We start from the raw sequence: 18321 nt of genomic DNA on the forward strand, positions 1-18321 counted from the left end.
GTGTCACTTTCGCTTTGGCAGCAGTGTCTTGCCCGATTGCAGGATGAGTTACCTGCCACAGAATTTAGTATGTGGATTCGCCCATTGCAGGCGGAACTGAGTGACAACACCCTGGCGCTGTACGCGCCTAACCGTTTTGTGCTGGATTGGGTTCGCGATAAGTACTTAAACAACATCAATGGTCTGCTGAATGATTTCTGCGGCACGGATGCGCCTTTGCTGCGTTTTGAAGTCGGCAGCAAGCCGATCACGCAGGTGATCAGCCAGACCGTGACCGCCAGCGTCAGCAGCGCCCCTGCGGCCCCGGCGGCGCGTACGGCTGCACCTTTGCGCCCGAGCTGGGACAACGCGGCGGCGCAGCCCGAGCTCTCTTACCGCTCCAACGTCAATCCTAAACACACCTTCGACAATTTCGTCGAGGGTAAGTCCAACCAGCTGGCGCGCGCGGCGGCTCGCCAGGTGGCGGACAATCCGGGCGGCGCCTACAACCCTTTGTTCCTGTATGGCGGTACCGGCCTGGGTAAAACTCACCTGCTGCACGCGGTCGGCAACGGCATCATGGCGCGCAAGGCCAACGCCAAAGTGGTCTACATGCACTCGGAACGCTTCGTGCAGGACATGGTCAAAGCGTTGCAAAATAATGCCATCGAAGAGTTTAAGCGCTACTACCGTTCGGTCGACGCCTTACTTATCGATGACATCCAATTTTTCGCCAACAAGGAGCGTTCGCAGGAAGAGTTCTTCCATACCTTTAACGCCCTGTTGGAAGGCAATCAGCAGATCATCCTGACCTCGGATCGCTACCCTAAAGAGATCAACGGGGTGGAAGATCGCTTGAAGTCCCGCTTCGGTTGGGGGCTGACGGTGGCGATCGAGCCGCCGGAGCTGGAAACCCGCGTGGCGATCCTGATGAAAAAGGCCGACGAAAACGACATTCGCCTGCCGGGCGAAGTGGCGTTCTTCATCGCCAAGCGCCTGCGTTCCAACGTGCGTGAGCTCGAAGGGGCATTGAACCGCGTGATCGCCAACGCCAACTTTACCGGCCGGGCTATCACCATTGATTTCGTGCGCGAAGCGCTGCGCGATCTGCTGGCGCTGCAGGAAAAGCTGGTCACCATCGACAATATCCAAAAGACGGTGGCGGAGTATTACAAGATTAAAGTCGCGGATTTGCTGTCCAAGCGGCGTTCGCGATCCGTTGCCCGCCCGCGCCAGATGGCGATGGCGCTGGCGAAGGAACTCACCAACCACAGTCTGCCGGAAATCGGCGATGCGTTTGGTGGCCGCGACCATACCACGGTGTTGCACGCCTGCCGGAAGATCGAGCAGCTGCGTGAGGAAAGTCACGACATCAAAGAAGATTTCTCCAATTTAATCAGAACATTATCTTCATAGCGCTATGAAATTTATCGTTGAACGTGAGCATCTGCTAAAACCGCTGCAACAGGTGAGCAGCCCGCTGGGCGGCCGCCCGACCTTGCCGATCCTGGGCAACCTGCTGTTGCAGGTGACGGAAGGCTCCCTGCTGCTGACTGGCACCGATCTGGAGATGGAGATGGTGGCGCGCGTCGCCCTGTCCCAACCGCATGAGCCGGGCGCGACCACCGTGCCTGCGCGCAAATTCTTTGATATCTGCCGTGGCCTGCCGGAAGGGGCGGAGATCGCCGTCACGCTGGAGAGCGAGCGCATGCTGGTGCGGTCCGGCCGCAGCCGTTTCTCACTGTCTACGCTGCCCGCGGCGGATTTTCCGAACCTGGATGACTGGCAGAGCGAGGTGGAATTTACCTTGCCGCAGGCGACGCTGAAGCGCCTGATCGAAGCTACCCAGTTCTCGATGGCCCATCAGGACGTGCGTTACTACCTGAACGGCATGCTGTTTGAAACCGAAGGCGAAGAGCTGCGCACCGTCGCGACCGACGGCCACCGCCTGGCGGTGTGCTCGATGCCGATCGGCCAGCAGCTGCCGTCGCATTCGGTGATCGTGCCGCGTAAAGGGGTGATGGAGCTGGTGCGCCTGCTGGACGGCGGCGATTCGCTGCTGCAGTTGCAGATCGGCAGCAACAACATCCGCGCCCACGTCGGCGATTTCATCTTCACGTCCAAGCTGGTTGACGGCCGTTTCCCGGACTATCGTCGCGTCTTGCCGAAGAACCCGGATAAAACGCTGGAAGCCGGCTGCGATCTGCTCAAGCAGGCGTTTGCCCGCGCGGCTATTCTCTCGAACGAGAAATTCCGCGGCGTGCGGCTGTACGTCAGCCAGAACCAGCTGAAGATCACCGCCAACAACCCGGAGCAGGAAGAGGCGGAAGAGATCCTCGACGTCAGCTACGACGGCGCGGAGATGGAGATCGGTTTCAACGTCAGCTACGTGCTGGACGTGTTGAACGCGCTCAAGTGTGAAGACGTGCGCCTGCTGTTGACCGACTCGGTCTCCAGCGTGCAGATCGAAGACGGCGCCAGCCAGGCGGCGGCCTACGTTGTCATGCCGATGCGGTTGTAGTCTCGTTACCTTGAATTACAGCACCGTCATCGGTAAAGAGATTGCATGGCTCTGACGCGTTTATTGATTAAAGACTTCCGCAATATCGAGGCGGCGGATTTGGCGCTAGTGCCGGGATTCAACTTCCTGGTTGGCGCCAACGGCAGCGGCAAGACCAGCGTGCTGGAAGCGGTGTATACGCTCGGCCACGGCCGCGCCTTTCGCAGCCTGCAGGCTGGTCGGGTGATTCGCCACGACCAACCGGAGTTCGTGTTGCATGGCCGCATCGAAGGTGCGGAGCGCGAGCTGTCGGTAGGATTGAGTAAGAGCCGTCAGGGTGACAGCAAAGTACGCATCGATGGCAGCGACGGCCACAAGGTGGCCGAGCTGGCGCAGCTGCTGCCCATGCAGCTGATCACCCCCGAAGGTTTTACCCTGCTGAACGGCGGGCCGAAATTCCGGCGCGCCTTCCTGGACTGGGGCTGTTTTCATAACGAACCCGGTTTTTTCACCGCCTGGAGCAACCTGAAACGGTTACTGAAGCAGCGCAATGCCGCGCTGCGCCAGGTGAGTCGCTATGCGCAGATCCGCGCTTGGGATCAGGAACTGATCCCGCTCGCGGAGCGCATCAGCGAATGGCGGGCGGAATACAGCGACGCGATCGCCGCGGATATCACCGCGACCTGTGCGCAGTTTCTGCCTGAATTCGGCCTGAGCTTCTCCTTCCAACGCGGCTGGGACAAAGAGAGCGACTACGGCGAGCTGCTGGAGCGCCAGTTTGAGCGCGACAGGGCGTTGACCTATACCGCGGTGGGGCCGCATAAAGCGGACTTTCGCATTCGTGCCGACGGCACGCCGGTAGAGGATTTGTTATCGCGCGGTCAGCTTAAGCTGCTGATGTGCGCGTTGCGCTTGGCGCAGGGTGAGTTTCTCACCCGGCAGAGCGGGCGGCGTTGCCTGTATCTGATTGATGATTTTGCCTCCGAGCTGGACACCGGCCGTCGCCGGTTGCTGGCCGATCGCCTGAAAGCCACCCAGGCCCAGGTTTTTGTCAGCGCAGTCAGCGCTGAACAAGTGACCGACATGGCCGGTGAAAAGGGCAAGATGTTCCGCGTGGAACAGGGTAAAATAGAGGTTCAACCACAGGACTAAAATGAGCGAGAAACGTTGATGTCGAATTCTTATGACTCCTCAAGTATCAAGGTATTAAAAGGGCTGGATGCGGTGCGCAAGCGCCCGGGCATGTATATCGGCGATACCGATGACGGCACCGGTCTGCACCACATGGTATTCGAGGTTGTGGACAACGCTATCGACGAAGCGCTCGCGGGCCACTGTAGTGACATTCAGGTCACCATCCATGCCGACAACTCGGTATCGGTGCAGGATGACGGCCGCGGCATTCCGACCGGCATTCACCCGGAAGAAGGGGTTTCAGCCGCAGAGGTCATCATGACCGTGCTGCACGCCGGCGGTAAATTCGACGACAACTCCTATAAAGTTTCCGGCGGCCTGCACGGCGTGGGCGTCTCGGTGGTTAACGCCCTGTCGGAGAAACTGGAGCTGGTGATCCGCCGCGAAGGCAAAGTGCACGAACAAACTTACAGCCACGGCGAGCCGCAGGCGCCGCTGAACGTGGTGGGCGAAACCGAGCAGACCGGCACCATGGTGCGCTTCTGGCCGAGCCACCAGACCTTCACCAATGTGACCGAGTTCGAGTATGACATTCTGGCCAAGCGTCTGCGCGAGCTGTCCTTCCTCAACTCCGGCGTGTCTATCCGCCTGAAGGACAAGCGTACCGACCGTGAAGACCACTTCCATTACGAAGGCGGCATCAAGGCGTTTGTCGAGTACCTGAACAAGAACAAAACCCCGATCCACCCGAACGTGTTCTACTTCTCGACCGTGAAAGACGACATCGGCGTGGAAGTGGCGCTGCAGTGGAACGACGGTTTCCAGGAAAACATCTACTGCTTCACCAACAACATCCCGCAGCGCGACGGCGGCACGCACCTGGTCGGTTTCCGTACCGCGATGACCCGTACGCTGAACAGCTACATGGAGAAGGAAGGCTACAGCAAGAAGGCCAAGGTCAGTGCCACCGGCGATGACGCACGTGAAGGCCTGATCGCCGTGGTCTCGGTGAAGGTGCCGGATCCGAAGTTCTCTTCTCAGACCAAGGACAAGCTGGTCTCTTCCGAGGTGAAAACCGCGGTTGAAACGCTGATGAACGAGAAGCTGGTGGATTACCTGATGGAGAATCCAGGCGACGCGAAAATCGTGGTCGGCAAAATCATCGACGCGGCGCGCGCGCGCGAAGCGGCGCGTAAAGCGCGTGAGATGACCCGCCGCAAAGGCGCACTGGATCTGGCCGGCCTGCCGGGCAAGCTGGCGGACTGCCAGGAACGCGACCCGGCGTTGTCCGAACTGTACCTGGTGGAAGGGGACTCCGCGGGCGGCTCTGCCAAGCAGGGGCGCAACCGCAAGAACCAGGCTATCTTGCCGCTGAAGGGGAAAATCCTCAACGTCGAGAAAGCGCGTTTCGACAAAATGCTCTCCTCGCAGGAAGTGGCGACGCTGATCACCGCGCTGGGTTGCGGCATCGGCCGCGACGAGTACAGCCCGGACAAGCTGCGTTATCACAGCATCATTATCATGACCGATGCCGATGTCGACGGTTCGCACATCCGTACGCTGCTGTTGACCTTCTTCTATCGCCAGATGCCGGAAATCATCGAGCGTGGCCACGTGTTCATCGCACAGCCGCCGCTGTACAAGGTGAAGAAAGGTAAGCAAGAGCAGTACATCAAAGATGACGAGGCGATGGATCAGTACCAGATCGCTATTGCGATGGACGGCGCTACGCTGCACACCAATGCCAGCGCACCGGCGCTGGGTGGCGAACAGCTGGAAAAACTGGTGGCCGAGCACTACGGCGTGCAGAAGCTGATCGGCCGCATGGAGCGCCGCTACCCGCGCGCGCTGCTGAACAGCCTGATCTATCAGCCGACGCTGAACGAAGGCGATCTCAGCGATGAAGCCAAGGTGAAAACCTGGATTGCTTCGCTGGTGCAGGCGCTGAACGACAAAGAGCAGCACGGCAGCAGCTATGACTTCGTTATCTTCGAGAACCGCGAGCGCCAGATGTTCGAGCCGGCACTGCGCATCCGCACCCACGGCGTGGATACCGACTATAAGCTGGACTTCGACTTCATCCACGGCGGCGAATACCGCAAGATCTGTCAGCTGGGCGAGAAGCTGCGCGGGCTGGTCGAAGAGGGCGCGTTCATCGAGCGCGGCGAACGCCGTCAGCCGGTAGACAGCTTCGAGCAGGCGTTGGAGTGGCTGGTGAAAGAGTCGCGCCGCGGCCTGTCGGTGCAGCGTTATAAAGGTCTGGGCGAGATGAACCCGGAGCAGCTGTGGGAAACCACCATGGATCCTGAAAGCCGCCGTATGCTGCGCGTGACCGTCAAGGATGCCATCGCTGCCGATCAGCTGTTCACCACGCTGATGGGCGATGCGGTTGAACCGCGCCGCGCCTTTATCGAAGAAAACGCCCTGAAAGCGGCGAACATCGATATCTGATGCGTTAATGGCTGTGAAAATCCGCGCCGGGCGACCCGCGCGGATTTTTTTTGCGCCTTTTTTGGCGCTGACAGCCGAGGCTGAAACGCGTTAGCATGGGAAAAAACCACTGGGAGAAGCGTTGAATGGCTATTGAACTGATTGCGATCGACATGGACGGCACGTTGCTGGATCCGCAGCACCAAATCACGCCGGCGGTAAAGCAGGCTATCGCGGCGGCGCGGCGCAAAGGGGTGCACGTGGTGTTGGCCACCGGGCGGCCTTATGTCGGCGTGCAGGATTATCTGCGCCAGTTGGACATTCAGGGCCCCGGCGATTTCTGTATCACCTATAACGGCGCGCTGGTGCTGCGTGCGGTTGACGGCGCCTGCATTCTGCAAGAAACGCTGGGCTTTGAGGATTATCTGCACTTTGAGCAGATGGCGCGCGAGTTCGGCGTTCACTACCAGGCGTTTGATTTCGATACCCTGTATACCCCGAACAAGGATATCGGCAAGTACACCATACACGAGGCGGAAATGACCGGTATTCCGCTGAAATACCGCAGCGTGGAAGAGATGGATCGCCAGATGCGGTTCCCTAAAGTGATGATGATCGACGAGCCGGAGCTGTTGGACCGCGCTATCGCGCGCATCCCGGCGGAAACGCGCGAGCGTTATACCATCCTGAAAAGCGCGCCTTATTTCCTCGAGATCCTGCACAAGAACGTCGATAAGGGCGCCGGGGTGAGAATGCTGGCCGAGCATTTGGGCGTGGCGCGGGAAAACATCATGACGCTGGGGGATCAGGCCAACGATACGGCGATGATCGAATATGCCGGCGTCGGCGTAGCGATGGGCAACGCCATTCCCGAACTGAAAGCGGTGGCGCAGTTTGTCACCAGCGCCAATACAGAGGACGGCGTGGCGCGCGCTATCGAGAAGTTCGTGCTCAACGCCTGATAACGCGGGGCGCTGCGGCGCCCCTTTATACTTTCGCCAACACCCCTTTGGCGATCTGCAGATCCTGAATCGCCAAGCCGGTGAGATCGGCGATGGTGATGTGCTGCGGCTCGCGTCGTACCCGCCCTCCCTGCGCCAAGACGGCGCCCATTTCGACGATTGGCGTTGAAATCAGCCTGTTTTGCCGATAAGCCGTCGCGATCTCGCCATAGTCCGCGCACTGCGTCAGGGCATCGACCAGCAGCGCGTCTGCGTTGGCCACCAAATCGGTCGCCAGTTCCTGCTTGCCGGGCGCGTCGGCGCCCACGGCGGTGATGTGCGTGCCGGGCCGAATATCCGCCGCCTGCAATATCGGTTCGCGGCTGGGCGTGGTAGTCACGATCAGCCGACAGTGCGCTGCCAGTTCCGCCGCATTCTGCGTAACCCGCACCCGAAAACCCTCGGCTTCGGCATCGCGCCGATACGCCGCCAGCGCCTGTTCGTCTCGTCCCCACACCCATACGTCTCGGCAATCGGTCACCGGTTTCAGGCATTGCAGCTGCAGCCGCGCCTGCAGACCCGTGCCGACCATGCCGATCGCCTGAATATGCGGCGGCGCGCACAGCTCGGCGGCGATGCGGCCGGCCAGGGCGGTGCGCAGCGCGGTCAGCCAGCCTTCATCTTGCAGCAGCGCCTGTGGTTCGCCGGTCTGGGCGGAAAACGCCATCACCAGCCCTTGATTGCTCGGCAGGCCGTGTTCGGCGTTGCGATAGAAACCGGCGGAGATCTTGACCACGAACAGTTCGTCACCTTCCAGCCAGGCGGATTTGATGCAGCAGTCGCCGGCGGCACGCTCGAACAGGAAATGCTGCACCGGCGGTTGTTGCACTCGCTGTTGCGAGTAGGCGATAAAACCCTGCTTCAGCAGCGGCGTTATGGTCTCGGCGTCGAACGCGGCGAGGATTTGCTGCCGATTAAGGATGTGCATCGGCGATGGCCTTGAGGTATTTCTCCAGCACGATGTTCTTGCCGCACAGTACCACCGCTACCTTTTTACCCTGGTATTCCGGCGCCAGTTTGATCGCCGCCGCCAGCGCCACGCCGGCCGCGCCTTCGATAATCCAGCGATCGCTGGCGGCGATCCGGCGCATCGCGTGTTTGATCTCTGCCTCGCTAACCAGCACTTTGCGGTCGATCAGCTGTTGGCACAGCGGAAAGGTCACGGCGCCCGGCTCGACGCCGCCGGCGGTGCCGTCGGACAGGGTTTCTTGCTCTTCCACCGGGAAGATATGGCCCGCTTCCAACGCGCTGTACAGGCTGGTGGCGTTTTCCGGCCAGCAGGCGATAAGCTGCGTGTTCGGCGACAGTTGCCGCAGAACGGTGCCGATGCCGGCGATATAGCCACCGCCGCCCACCGCCACGAACACCGCGTCCAGATCGGTGAGTTGTTCAACCAGCTCCATGCCGCAGGTGCCCTGGCCGGCGATCACCTGTTCGTCGTTATACGGCGAGATATAGGTTTTTCCCTGTTCGCGTGCGGCCTGTTCCCCCGCCAGTTCGGCGTTCAGCGCATCGCCCGGCACCAATTCCACGGTGCCGCCCAGTGCACGAATGGTGTCGAGCTTGATGCTCGCGGCCGTCTCTGGCGCATAAACCGTGACGCCAACCCCCATCAGGTACCCCGCCAGGGCGACCGCTTGGCCGTGGTTGCCGGTTGAGGCGGCGATCACGCCGCGCCGGCGTTGCTCGTTATCCAGCAGCCGCAGCTTGTTGCTGGCGCCGCGAAATTTAAAGGAACCGGTGTGCTGCAGGTGATCGCATTTCAAATACAGCTCGCAGCCCAATTGCTGAGAAAGCAGTACGCTGCGCTCCAATGGCGTGACCCGCACCTGAGGGCGCAGTTGCTGATGGGCAGAAACAATGGCATCGAAGAGGGGATTCATACCGGCTCCAGAATGTATTGGACTTAAAAATCCAGTTTGTACTTTTTTGTATTGATTGTAAACCCTGCCATCCGACCGGCGGGTAAGCCGGCCAGCAAACGGCAATGGCCGGAGAAGAGCATCGGGTTGGCGGTGAAAGTAATCATTAACCTGTCGTTTAGCGACACGATTTTTTATTTATTTGCGTTAAGAAAGGCGCTGCCGCTGAATTATTTTGATCAAGTAAATGAGAATGAAAAAATAGCGCTCGCGGCATCTGCCTATACGGCATGGGCACCGCTGAGTTTCACTGCCTGGAATACGGCCGCCTACCCGGGCGTTTATTTCCTGCCGGCGCCGCCGAGCGGCTTAAATGATAAGACGCTGAAAAATAATTGCGCCAAAATGCCCCCGAGCGCCTCTCGCTGGCCATATGAAACGCTGCCGCCGATCCGGTAAGATGGCCGTTCAGTGCCAGCATGCGCAGGAGAGCCGCCATGAGCCATCGGGAAAAACAACTGACTTTCGACCCACGCGGGCATCAGTTAACCAATATCAACGTCTGGACGCCGGATAGCCAATGGCTGGCTTATGACGTGCGCCCGCGCGGCGCCTCTTTCACCGGCCTTAGCATCGAGCGGGTCAACGTCACCAGCGGCGCGGTGGAGGTGGTTTATCGCGCCCAGCACGGTGCCCACGTCGGTGTGGTTACGGTCAGCCCCGATGCGCCGGCACGTTACGTCTTCATCCACGGCCCGGAGCACCCGGACAGCGCCTGGCAGTATGATTTTCACCACCGCCGCGGGGTGATCGTCAGCGAACCGGATCGCGAGTTGGCCATTACCCTCGACGCGCTGGATATCACGGCGCCCTACACGCCCGGTGCGCTGCGCGGCGGCAGCCATGTGCACGTTTTCAGCCCGGACGGCAGCCGCCTCAGCTTTACCTACAACGATCACGTGATGCATGAATGCGATCCGGCGCGCGATCTGCGCAACGTCGGCGTGGCTGTGCCGCTGCACGGGGTCAATCCGCCGAAACAGCATCCCCGTGAGTATGACGGCAGCCACTATTGCGTGCTGGTCAGCGAGACCGTGCCGCAGCCGCAGCCGGGCAGCGATCAGATCAATCGCGCCTACGAAGAGGGCTGGATTGGCCGCGAAGGTTACCGTAAGGCCGACGGCCGCCGGCAGCGCTGGGCGCTGGCATTTATCGGCGATACGCTGTCCGCCGCCGGTGAGAAGCTGCCGGAGGTGTTTATCGTCGATCTGCCGGAGAACGACGCCGACTACGCCAGGGCGGGTGCTCTGCCGCTGCAGGGGACGGAAAGCGAGCTGCCGGCGCCGCCGCTTGGCGTCAGGCAGCGGCGGGTAACCTTTACCGGGGAGCGTCGTTTTCCGGGCGTCGCCGGTGCGCCGCGCCATTGGCTGCGCAGCTCGCCGGACGGCAGCCAAATCGCATTTTTGATGAAGGATGACGGCGGCGTGGTACAGCTGTGGACGGTGTCGCCGAACGGCGGTGAGCCGCGCCAGGTCAGCCGCGCCGAGCATGACATCCAGTCGGCGTTCAGCTGGCACCCGCAGGGCGGGGCGATAGCCCTGGTGTGTGACAACAGCGTGATGCTGTGTGAGGTCGCCAGCGGCCGCCTGCAGCGTTTAACGCAGCGCAGCCTGCAGCCGCCGTCGGGGGATGCCGTGGTGTTTTCGCCGGATGGCAAGAAAGTGGCGTTTATGCGCGAGATTGCCGGATTCAACCAGATCTTTGTGGTTGAGGCGTAAGGCGGGCCTGATGGCCCGCTGCGTGCGTGATTAGTGTGTGGCGGTGCTGTCGTTGCCCTCGCCGGGGTTGCCGGTTGCCGCCAGATTCTGTTGCTCGCTGCGCAGGATGCGCGCTTTTGGCGAGTCTGCGGTGGCGTCATTGCCTGAACGCAGATAGTCGTAAGGCAGCAGCACGGTATCCATCACTGCGGAGAACGGCAGATCCAGCGCCACCAGCGGCATCATCGCCCAGCTGGTGTTGTCGTCCTTCAGCATGTCCACGCTGGCGCGGGTGCCGGGATAGTAACCCTGATTCGGGCCGGTATGGCTCATCACGCTGGAGCAACCGCTGGTCGCCAACAACATGCAGCCCGTCGCTATCGCTTTCATCGTCGTCATTAATCCATCCTGCAGGGTTGCTGTGCCCCTAAATTAAGCTGATTTATAACATCCTGTTGCTGCTTTAAAAGAAGCAAAATCCCGCTCTGTGGCGGCTCTCTCACTTTAGTGTAAGTGGTAAAAAAACTTTCACCTAACCGAAAAGCGCTTTTTTTGATCCTCGCCCGTTGAATTGATGAAATCAACCCCCATTTTATCATCAGAGCCGGATTGAGAATTTGCCGTAAGGGAATTCTGGCTTAATTAGCCTGTCCAGAATGGAAGGCGTATTTATTTCAACCTCGCTGAAGTGCCTTAGGAGGCTGTTTTATGCGTAATTTCGATCTTTCTCCACTATACCGTTCCGCCATTGGTTTCGATCGCCTGTTCAACGCGCTGGAGGCCGGCCAGAGCCAGGGCAACGGCGGTTATCCCCCTTATAATGTCGAGCTGGTGGACGAAAATCATTATCGCATCGCCATTGCGGTAGCCGGGTTTGCCGAGCAGGAGCTGGAAATCACCACGCAAGATAATCTGCTGATCGTGCGCGGTGCGCACAATAACGAACCGGCAGAAAAAACCTATTTATATCAGGGCATCGCTGAGCGTAATTTCGAGCGTAAATTCCAGCTGGCCGAACATATTCAAATTAAAGGCGCCAAACTGGAAAACGGCCTGCTGTATATCGATATGCAGCGCATCGTGCCGGAAACATTAAAACCGCGCCGTATCGAAATTAAATAATTCCGTTTTCGCCGGCAGGAGCGCTGTCGGCAAATATGCAGTAATAATCCGCCTGCCGTCAGGGGGCTGAATAAACACATCTCGCTTAATGAAAGGAGTTGTTCCTATGCGTAATTACGATCTATCCCCGCTTCTGCGTCAATGGATTGGTTTTGATAAATTGGCCAGTTCAATGGGCGGCCAGGAACCCCAGGGGTTCCCGCCGTATAACATCGAGAAAAGCGATGACAATCACTACCGTATTTCTCTGGCGCTGGCCGGTTTCCGGCAGAGCGAACTGAATATCGAAGTGGAAGGGCCGCGGCTGACCGTCAGCGGTAAACCCACGCCGCCGGAAAAACAGGTCGAGTACCTGCATCAGGGGCTGGTGTGCAAAGAGTTCCAGTTGACCTTTACCCTGGCGGAACATCTGCAGGTGTCCGAGGCCAAATTTGAAAATGGCCTGCTGCACATCGATCTGGTGCGTCAGGTGCCGGAAGCCTTACAGCCGCAGCGCATCGCCATCGGTGCGACGCCGGAGCTGGAAGCCAAATAACCGACTGAAAAACGGTCATCATCATGCGGGGAGATCCAGACGGATCTCCCCCGTTGCGTTATGTGGCGCACGCCACAGTCCCCCCGACAGTCCGATGTCATAATCCTTATTAATTGTGTGTCTTTGGCCGCAAATTCCCTCTTCAATTTTGGCAAGGATGTGACCTATGAGCGATATCGCCCTGACCGTCAGCATGTTGGCGCTGGCGGCCGTCATTGGGCTGTGGATGGGGAACTGGAAGCTGTACGGCGTCGGGCTGGGCATCGGCGGCGTGCTGTTCGGCGGCATTCTGGTCGGCCACTTTGCCCAGAGCGGGCAAATCAGCCTGAATGGTGACATGCTGCACTTTATCCAGGAGTTTGGCCTGATCCTGTTCGTTTACACCATCGGCATCCAGGTCGGTCCCGGTTTCTTCTCTTCGCTGCGCGTCTCTGGTCTGCGCCTCAACGCCTTCGCGGTGCTGCTGGTACTGACCGGCGGCGCAGTGGCGGCGGCGGTGCACAAGCTGTTCGACGTGCCGCTGCCGATCATCCTCGGCGTGTTCTCCGGCGCGGTCACCAACACCCCGGCGCTGGGCGCCGGTCAACAAATCCTGACCGATCTCGGTTCCGATCCGGCGTTGGTGGACGGCATGGGGATGGGCTACGCCATGGCCTACCCGTTCGGCATTTGCGGCATCTTGCTGGTGATGTGGCTGATCCGATTGGTTTTCCGCATCAACATCGAGCGCGAGGCGCAGGCGTTTGAAAACAGCCTGGGCAATCAGCGTGAGCTGCTGCACACCATCAACGTGGCGGTGCGCAATCCCAACCTGCAGGGCATGGCGATTAAGCAGGTGCCGTTGCTCAACGGTGAAGCGATCGTCTGTTCGCGCCTCAAGCGCGGAGAGCTGCTGATGGTGCCGGCGCCGCACGAGCGGCTGGAACTTGGCGACTACCTGCATCTGGTGGGCAAGCGTGAAGATCTGGAGAACGCCCGGCTGGTGATAGGCGAAGAGGTGGACGCCTCGCTGTCGACGCGCGGCACCGCGCTGCAGGTGGTGAGGGCAGTGGTGACCAACGAGCAGGTGCTGGGCAAGAAAATCCGCGATCTGAACCTGAAGCAGAAGTATGACGTGGTAATTTCACGCCTCAACCGCGCCGGCGTCGAGCTGGTGGCCGGCAGCAACGTGACGCTGCAGTTTGGCGACATTCTCAACCTGGTCGGCCGGCCGGAGGCCATCGACGCGGTGACGGCAATCGTCGGCAACGCCCAACAAAAACTGCAGCAGGTGCAGATGCTGCCGGTCTTTATCGGCATCGGTCTCGGGGTGCTGCTGGGCTCCATTCCGCTGTTCGTGCCCGGCTTCCCGGCGGCATTGCGGCTGGGGCTGGCCGGCGGGCCGTTGGTGGCGGCGCTGATCCTGGGGCGCATCGGCAGTATCGGCAAGCTGTATTGGTTTATGCCGCCGAGCGCCAACCTGGCGCTGCGCGAACTGGGCATCGTGCTGTTTCTGGCGGTGGTCGGTTTGAAATCGGGCGGCAATTTTATCGATACGTTGCTGCACGGCGAGGGGCTGACATGGATTGGTTATGGCGCGTTAATCACCGCCATTCCGCTGCTGAGCGTCGGTATTCTGGCACGCACGGTGGGCAAGATGAACTACCTGACGCTGTCCGGCATGCTGGCGGGATCGATGACCGATCCGCCGGCGCTGGCCTTCGCCAACGGTCTGCATCCCACCAGCGGCGCCGCCGCGCTGTCTTACGCCACCGTGTATCCGTTGGCGATGTTCCTGCGCATCATGTCGCCGCAGCTGCTGGCGGTGCTGTTCTGGACGCTGTAGTGCGGATCGTCTACAGCCGATAAGGCATCAACACGCCATTGTCAGTGCCGAAATCTTTGGGGTTGCGGGAGATGAGCATCCGGAATCCCACCTGCGCTGTGGCCCAGATAATGGCGTCTGGCAGTTTCACATGCTGTGAGTGGCGCAGTTCTACGGCGCGTTCAGCGACTTCATCGGTAATAGGCAGCAGCAGAAATTGCCCTAAAAACTGACGTGTTTTCAGCTCCAGTGCCGGACCCTGTTTTTTAGCACCTACCATCACTTCCATCCAGGTGATGGCGCTGATGGCCGGATTGATGTGATACTCGACCAGAACGTCCCTGGCTTGAGGAATGCCGTTGAGATAATCGATCAGGATATTGGTGTCAAATAACGCCCGTTGAGCCACCATTATTCCCAATCCTCGCGCTGACGATTTTCGTACTCCACGCCATCTCCCATCGCCCCGGACCAGAGCCCGAAAGCGTTGCTGGGATCTTCCACGTGGTTCTCCGTCAGATAGCGGGAGACTGCTTGACGAATGATCTCGGCCCGCGGAACGTGGCGGATATTTTTCAGATTATCGAGCTGCCGCAGGTCTTCTTCAGGTAAATCGATCACGATGCGAGTCATCGTTGGCCCTCCAAAAAAAGATATACGATATATGCATCGTATATCTTTGTCGGTCAATTTTCAATCAGTCGGCGTTAGCCTTTCTGATGTGCGCGCTCGATCTCTTCCGCCAGAATAGCCACGCCGCGCTCGATTTTCTCCGGATCGGGCACGTAGTTCATGCGCATGCACTGGTGGGTGTGCGGCCATTCATGCTCCAGCCCTGGGAAGAAGTAGTGGCCCGGCACCATCAGCACGCCGCGCTTTTTCAGGCGCTGATACAGCACTTCGGTGGTGATCGGCAGATCTTTGAACCACAGCCAGAGGAAGATAGCACCTTCCGGTTTGTGGATCAGGCAGCGCTCCGGCGACAGGTAGCGGCGAATAATCTCGATGGTGTGCTCGACGCGCTGTTTGTAGAACGGGCGAATTACCTCGTTCGACAGGCGCAGCAGATCGCCGCGCGCGATCATTTCCGTCGCCATCGCCGGCCCCATGCTGCCTGGCGACAGGCTGATGATGCCGTTCATGTTGGTTAGCGCGGTGATCACCTTCTCGTCGGCGATCACGATGCCGCAGCGCGAGCCCGGCAGGCCGAGCTTGGACAGGCTCATGCACAGGATGGTGTTCGGGTTCCACAGCGGCGTGGCGTCGCTGAAGATGATACCGGGGAACGGCACGCCGTAGGCGTTGTCGATCACCAGCGGAATATCACGCTGCTGCGCCAGCAGGTCGAGCTTCATCAGCTCTTCGTCGGTGATCACGTTGCCGGTCGGGTTGGTCGGCCGTGAAACGCAGATCATGCCGATGTCATCGCCGATGGTGAGATGTTCGAAATCGACGTGATACTTGAACTGGCCGTCCGGCAGCAGCTCGATGTTCGGTTTGGCGGAGACGAACAGCCCTTCGTCCAGCCCGGCGTCGGCATAGCCGATATATTCCGGCGCCAATGGGAACAGCACGCGGCGGCGCGAACCGTCGGCGTAGCGGCCGGCGAACAGGTTGAACAAGTAGAAAAACGCGCTTTGGCTGCCGTTAGTCAGTGCAATATTCTGTGGCGAAATCTCCCAGCCGAGCTCGTCGCGCAGCAGATTGGCCAGCGCTTTCAGCAGCGCGTCCTTGCCTTGCGGGCCGTCGTAGTTGCACAGCGCCTCGGTCAGTTTGCCCTGGTCGAGCATCTCCTGGCACAGCTGTGTGAAGTAGGCTTCCATCTCTGGGATCTGCGCCGGATTGCCGCCGCCGAGCATGATGGCACCGGGGGTGCGCAGGCCTTCGTTCAGGTCGTCCATCAAACGGGTAATGCCCGCATAACGGGTAAATTTTTCGCCGAAAAGTGAGAAAGTCATAGGTGCAGCAGTACTGTTTCTTAGCAGGTAATCACCCACCATACCGCCAGACAAATCCCGCTGCAATGCGGCCGACAAATCGGCCAATGGGCACAAACTTCGCTCATTGGCCGATTAGCAGCATATTACGCTGGATTATTGTGACCGTTCGCCGGCCCACACCACCATCACCTTATCGTCGCCGAGCCGGCGGCTGAAGGCGTAATAGGCGGCGTGCGCCTGCGGGGTTTGCACGCCGCCGCCGATCGCCGGGTGGCGAGCGCGGAACTGCCCCAACCGTTGCCAGTGGGCCAGCAGCGGGGCTTTTTCCCCCTGTAGCTCACGCCAGTTCATGTCGGAGCGGGTACCCTGCAGCGGATCGGAACCGGTTGGGCCGAGCGGGCGGCCGCTTTCATCGCCGTAGTAAATCTGCACCGCGCCCGGCGCCAGCAACAGCAGGTTCGCCGCCCGCTGTTGCAGCGGCAGCGAGCCTTTGGCGTCGCTGGCGAAGAACAGCCGGGTGTCGTGCGAAGAGAGGTAGCTCAGCACGTTGAAATCCTGCAGCCGCTCGGCCATCTGCCGGTAGGTGGCGTCGATGTCGGCGAAGCAGCCCAATGCCTGCGCCGCCTGGTCCTGGAAGTCGAAGTTGATCATCGCGTCGAAGCCGTTTTGGTAATAGTCGCTTTTCATCACCCCGTGGCCCCAGGCCTCGCCAGTCATCCAAAACGGCGCATCATCCAACGCCTGCTGCGGATGCTCCGCTTTCCACGCCGCCAATGCCGCCGTGGCGCGCTGTTTCAACAGCGCCAGCGTCGGTTTTTCCACGTGCTTGGCGGTATCGACGCGAAAACCGTCGATGCCGTAATCGCGCACCCACTGGCTGAGCCAGACGGTCAGGTAATCGCGAGTGGTGGCGCCGAGCATGTCGCGCGCGGCGGTGTCGGGTTTGTGGCGATAGAACAGCGGCAGGCCGCTGGCGCCGGGCGCTTCGGTTTTGATGTCCGGCAGGAAGGCCAGCGACATCGTCAGATCGTCATAGCCCGGCGCGTCATAGTCGCCGATGTCGGTGCGGATCCAATTTTTCCCCCACCATGGGCGCCAGCCCGCCTTGTCGCTGAAGTTGATGTAGTCGTTGAAGCTGTGCCAGTTTTGCCCTGGCCCGGGGCGCCAGTCGTTCCAGTTTTTCCCCAGGGTTTTCTCCACCTCTGCGCCTTGCAGATACAGCGAGCCGAAGTGGAACGTCTGCATATCCGCCAGCGTGGCGTAGCCGACGTGGTTCACCACCACGTCGAACAGAATGCGAATGCCGCGGCGATGCGCCTGCTCGACCAGCGTGCGCAGCTCCTGTTCGGTGCCCATGTTGGCGTCGAGGCGAGTCCAGTCCAGCGCGTAATAGCCGTGATAGGCGTAATGCGGGAAATCACCTTGGGTGCCGCCGCCGACCCAGCCGTGGATCTGCTCCAGCGGCGAGCTGATCCACAAGGCGTTGACGCCGAGCTGCTGCAGATAATCCAGCTTCTGCGTCAGGCCGGCCAGATCGCCGCCGTGAAAGGTGCCTATTTCCTGCAGGCCGTCGCTGCGGCGCCCGTAGCTGTGGTCATTGGCCGGATTGCCGTTCTCAAAGCGATCGGTCAGCACGAAGTAGACCGTGGCGTTATGCCAGCTGAACGCCGCCGGTTTCGCCGTGGCGGCGGATTCCAGCAGCAACAGGCCGCCGCTGGCGGGGGCGGGCTGCAGCGTGATTTTTCCCTGGCTCACCTGCGCCGTTTGGCCGGAATAGAAATCGCGCAGCGTTTCGCCTTCGGTGAAGGTGGAGGTGACGTCGACCGTGACCGGCTTACCGTCCCAGCGCGGGCAGCTGCGGACGGCAACGGCGGCGCTTTCCGGCACGCTGCCCAGGCTGAGCTGCAGCGTCGGCGTGCCGCTGCGCGTATCGACGCGCACCTGATAGTCGCCGGCGCGGAACTGCCGCCAGCTGACCGGCGGGTTGGCGTCGCAGGGGTGCAGCGACAGCGTCTGGTTAAGTTTTACCGCCTCCGCCGGTTGCCAGCAGCGGTTATCCTGATACAGGCGCAGCGGCAGCTGGCCTTTGGGCAGCGTGGCCTGGCTGGTGAACAGCCCGGCGGCCGTTTCGTCGAAGGCCGGGAAACCCGGCAGTGTCCAGCTGGCCAGCGCCGAAGGCGACAGCAGCATCAATAAGGGCAGGGGTAACAGTTTCATGGCTCTCCTTACGCGCGGCAGGAAGCGTTTTTCTCGCAGG

The 18321-nt window shown here is 60.2% G+C and carries 17 protein-coding genes; 10 read left to right on the forward strand and 7 right to left on the reverse strand.

Annotated elements, in window-relative coordinates:
• The 5 genes from dnaA to yidA all read left to right on the forward strand — a co-directional run bounded on the left by dnaA (position 1) and on the right by yidA (position 7005).
• Positions 1-1395, forward strand: a complete 1395-nt coding sequence (dnaA, locus tag ACSJLU_RS00005; RefSeq protein WP_071826153.1) for a chromosomal replication initiator protein DnaA — start codon at positions 1-3, stop codon at positions 1393-1395.
• Positions 1396-1399: 4 nt separating this feature from the next.
• Positions 1400-2500, forward strand: coding sequence for a DNA polymerase III subunit beta (gene dnaN, locus ACSJLU_RS00010; RefSeq protein ID WP_004933892.1), 1101 nt, complete (start codon positions 1400-1402; stop codon positions 2498-2500).
• Between the two features lie 45 nt (positions 2501-2545).
• Positions 2546-3631: a DNA replication/repair protein RecF gene (gene recF / locus ACSJLU_RS00015; protein WP_342096740.1), complete on the forward strand. Its 1086-nt coding sequence runs from the start codon at positions 2546-2548 to the stop codon at positions 3629-3631.
• An 18-nt stretch (positions 3632-3649) separates the two neighbouring features.
• Positions 3650-6064, forward strand: a complete 2415-nt coding sequence (gyrB, locus tag ACSJLU_RS00020; RefSeq protein ID WP_025304759.1) for a DNA topoisomerase (ATP-hydrolyzing) subunit B — start codon at positions 3650-3652, stop codon at positions 6062-6064.
• A 125-nt stretch (positions 6065-6189) separates the two neighbouring features.
• Positions 6190-7005, forward strand: a complete 816-nt coding sequence (yidA, locus tag ACSJLU_RS00025; RefSeq protein WP_025304760.1) for a sugar-phosphatase — start codon at positions 6190-6192, stop codon at positions 7003-7005.
• Between the two features lie 25 nt (positions 7006-7030).
• On the opposite strand, the gene ACSJLU_RS00030 is transcribed toward yidA, so the two are convergent.
• Positions 7031-7972: an ornithine cyclodeaminase family protein gene (locus ACSJLU_RS00030; RefSeq protein WP_025304761.1), complete on the reverse strand. Its 942-nt coding sequence runs from the start codon at positions 7970-7972 to the stop codon at positions 7031-7033.
• On the reverse strand, positions 7959-8927 hold the full coding sequence (locus ACSJLU_RS00035) for a threonine/serine dehydratase (RefSeq protein ID WP_089181466.1): 969 nt from the start codon (positions 8925-8927) through the stop codon (positions 7959-7961). The genes ACSJLU_RS00030 and ACSJLU_RS00035 overlap by 14 nt, the downstream gene beginning before the upstream one ends.
• Positions 8928-8963: 36 nt before the next feature.
• Here ACSJLU_RS00035 and ACSJLU_RS00040 point away from each other — a divergent pair, with 36 nt between their 5' ends.
• On the forward strand, positions 8964-9365 hold the full coding sequence (locus tag ACSJLU_RS00040; RefSeq protein ID WP_197828570.1) for a hypothetical protein: 402 nt from the start codon (positions 8964-8966) through the stop codon (positions 9363-9365).
• Between the two features lie 38 nt (positions 9366-9403).
• Entirely contained in the window at positions 9404-10684 is a 1281-nt protein-coding gene (locus ACSJLU_RS00045; protein ID WP_049204656.1) for a DUF3748 domain-containing protein, read from the forward strand.
• A 30-nt stretch (positions 10685-10714) separates the two neighbouring features.
• Here ACSJLU_RS00045 and ACSJLU_RS00050 read toward each other — a convergent pair whose 3' ends face one another.
• Entirely contained in the window at positions 10715-11062 is a 348-nt protein-coding gene (locus ACSJLU_RS00050) for a YceK/YidQ family lipoprotein (protein WP_016929593.1), read from the reverse strand.
• Positions 11063-11371: 309 nt separating this feature from the next.
• On the opposite strand from ACSJLU_RS00050, the gene ibpA reads away from it, so the two are divergent.
• From ibpA to ACSJLU_RS00065, 3 genes are all read left to right on the forward strand, one after another.
• The gene (gene ibpA, locus ACSJLU_RS00055) at positions 11372-11785 is read left to right on the forward strand and encodes a small heat shock chaperone IbpA (RefSeq protein WP_004933919.1); all 414 of its coding nucleotides are present in this window, start codon (positions 11372-11374) and stop codon (positions 11783-11785) included.
• Between the two features lie 106 nt (positions 11786-11891).
• Positions 11892-12320, forward strand: a complete 429-nt coding sequence (ibpB, locus tag ACSJLU_RS00060; RefSeq protein ID WP_004933922.1) for a small heat shock chaperone IbpB — start codon at positions 11892-11894, stop codon at positions 12318-12320.
• A gap of 166 nt (positions 12321-12486) precedes the next feature.
• Positions 12487-14145, forward strand: a complete 1659-nt coding sequence (locus ACSJLU_RS00065; protein ID WP_127146954.1) for a putative transporter — start codon at positions 12487-12489, stop codon at positions 14143-14145.
• Between the two features lie 10 nt (positions 14146-14155).
• Here the strand turns inward: ACSJLU_RS00065 and ACSJLU_RS00070 are convergent, their stop codons facing one another.
• The 4 genes from ACSJLU_RS00070 to ACSJLU_RS00085 form a co-directional block, all read right to left on the reverse strand.
• Positions 14156-14536: a type II toxin-antitoxin system VapC family toxin gene (locus ACSJLU_RS00070; RefSeq protein WP_025304766.1), complete on the reverse strand. Its 381-nt coding sequence runs from the start codon at positions 14534-14536 to the stop codon at positions 14156-14158.
• On the reverse strand, positions 14536-14757 hold the full coding sequence (locus tag ACSJLU_RS00075; RefSeq protein ID WP_273830814.1) for a ribbon-helix-helix domain-containing protein: 222 nt from the start codon (positions 14755-14757) through the stop codon (positions 14536-14538). Before ACSJLU_RS00075 ends, ACSJLU_RS00070 begins: the two co-directional genes overlap by 1 nt.
• Positions 14758-14831: 74 nt before the next feature.
• The gene (locus ACSJLU_RS00080; RefSeq protein WP_089181469.1) at positions 14832-16082 is read right to left on the reverse strand and encodes a valine--pyruvate transaminase; all 1251 of its coding nucleotides are present in this window, start codon (positions 16080-16082) and stop codon (positions 14832-14834) included.
• Between the two features lie 135 nt (positions 16083-16217).
• Positions 16218-18281, reverse strand: a complete 2064-nt coding sequence (locus ACSJLU_RS00085) for an alpha-amylase (protein ID WP_380827249.1) — start codon at positions 18279-18281, stop codon at positions 16218-16220.
• Positions 18282-18321 lie beyond the last annotated feature (40 nt).

It is taken from the genome of Serratia bockelmannii (genome assembly GCF_051803255.1).
Classification (GTDB): Bacteria; Pseudomonadota; Gammaproteobacteria; order Enterobacterales; family Enterobacteriaceae; genus Serratia; species Serratia bockelmannii.

Bases quoted from the DNA above. Each gene is read 5' to 3' on its own strand.
- ACSJLU_RS00035 (WP_089181466.1), bottom strand. From the start codon at position 8,927: ATGAATCCCCTCTTCGATGCCATTGTTTCTGCCCATCAGCAACTGCGC.
- ACSJLU_RS00080 (WP_089181469.1), bottom strand. From the start codon at position 16,082: ATGACTTTCTCACTTTTCGGCGAAAAATTTACCCGTTATGCGGGCATT.
- ACSJLU_RS00030 (WP_025304761.1), bottom strand. From the start codon at position 7,972: ATGCACATCCTTAATCGGCAGCAAATCCTCGCCGCGTTCGACGCCGAG.
- ACSJLU_RS00050 (WP_016929593.1), bottom strand. From the start codon at position 11,062: ATGACGACGATGAAAGCGATAGCGACGGGCTGCATGTTGTTGGCGACC.
- ACSJLU_RS00075 (WP_273830814.1), bottom strand. From the start codon at position 14,757: ATGACTCGCATCGTGATCGATTTACCTGAAGAAGACCTGCGGCAGCTC.
- ibpB (WP_004933922.1), top strand. From the start codon at position 11,892: ATGCGTAATTACGATCTATCCCCGCTTCTGCGTCAATGGATTGGTTTT.
- ACSJLU_RS00065 (WP_127146954.1), top strand. From the start codon at position 12,487: ATGAGCGATATCGCCCTGACCGTCAGCATGTTGGCGCTGGCGGCCGTC.
- yidA (WP_025304760.1), top strand. From the start codon at position 6,190: ATGGCTATTGAACTGATTGCGATCGACATGGACGGCACGTTGCTGGAT.
- gyrB (WP_025304759.1), top strand. From the start codon at position 3,650: ATGTCGAATTCTTATGACTCCTCAAGTATCAAGGTATTAAAAGGGCTG.
- ibpA (WP_004933919.1), top strand. From the start codon at position 11,372: ATGCGTAATTTCGATCTTTCTCCACTATACCGTTCCGCCATTGGTTTC.
- recF (WP_342096740.1), top strand. From the start codon at position 2,546: ATGGCTCTGACGCGTTTATTGATTAAAGACTTCCGCAATATCGAGGCG.
- ACSJLU_RS00085 (WP_380827249.1), bottom strand. From the start codon at position 18,281: ATGAAACTGTTACCCCTGCCCTTATTGATGCTGCTGTCGCCTTCGGCG.
- ACSJLU_RS00045 (WP_049204656.1), top strand. From the start codon at position 9,404: ATGAGCCATCGGGAAAAACAACTGACTTTCGACCCACGCGGGCATCAG.
- ACSJLU_RS00070 (WP_025304766.1), bottom strand. From the start codon at position 14,536: ATGGTGGCTCAACGGGCGTTATTTGACACCAATATCCTGATCGATTAT.
- dnaN (WP_004933892.1), top strand. From the start codon at position 1,400: ATGAAATTTATCGTTGAACGTGAGCATCTGCTAAAACCGCTGCAACAG.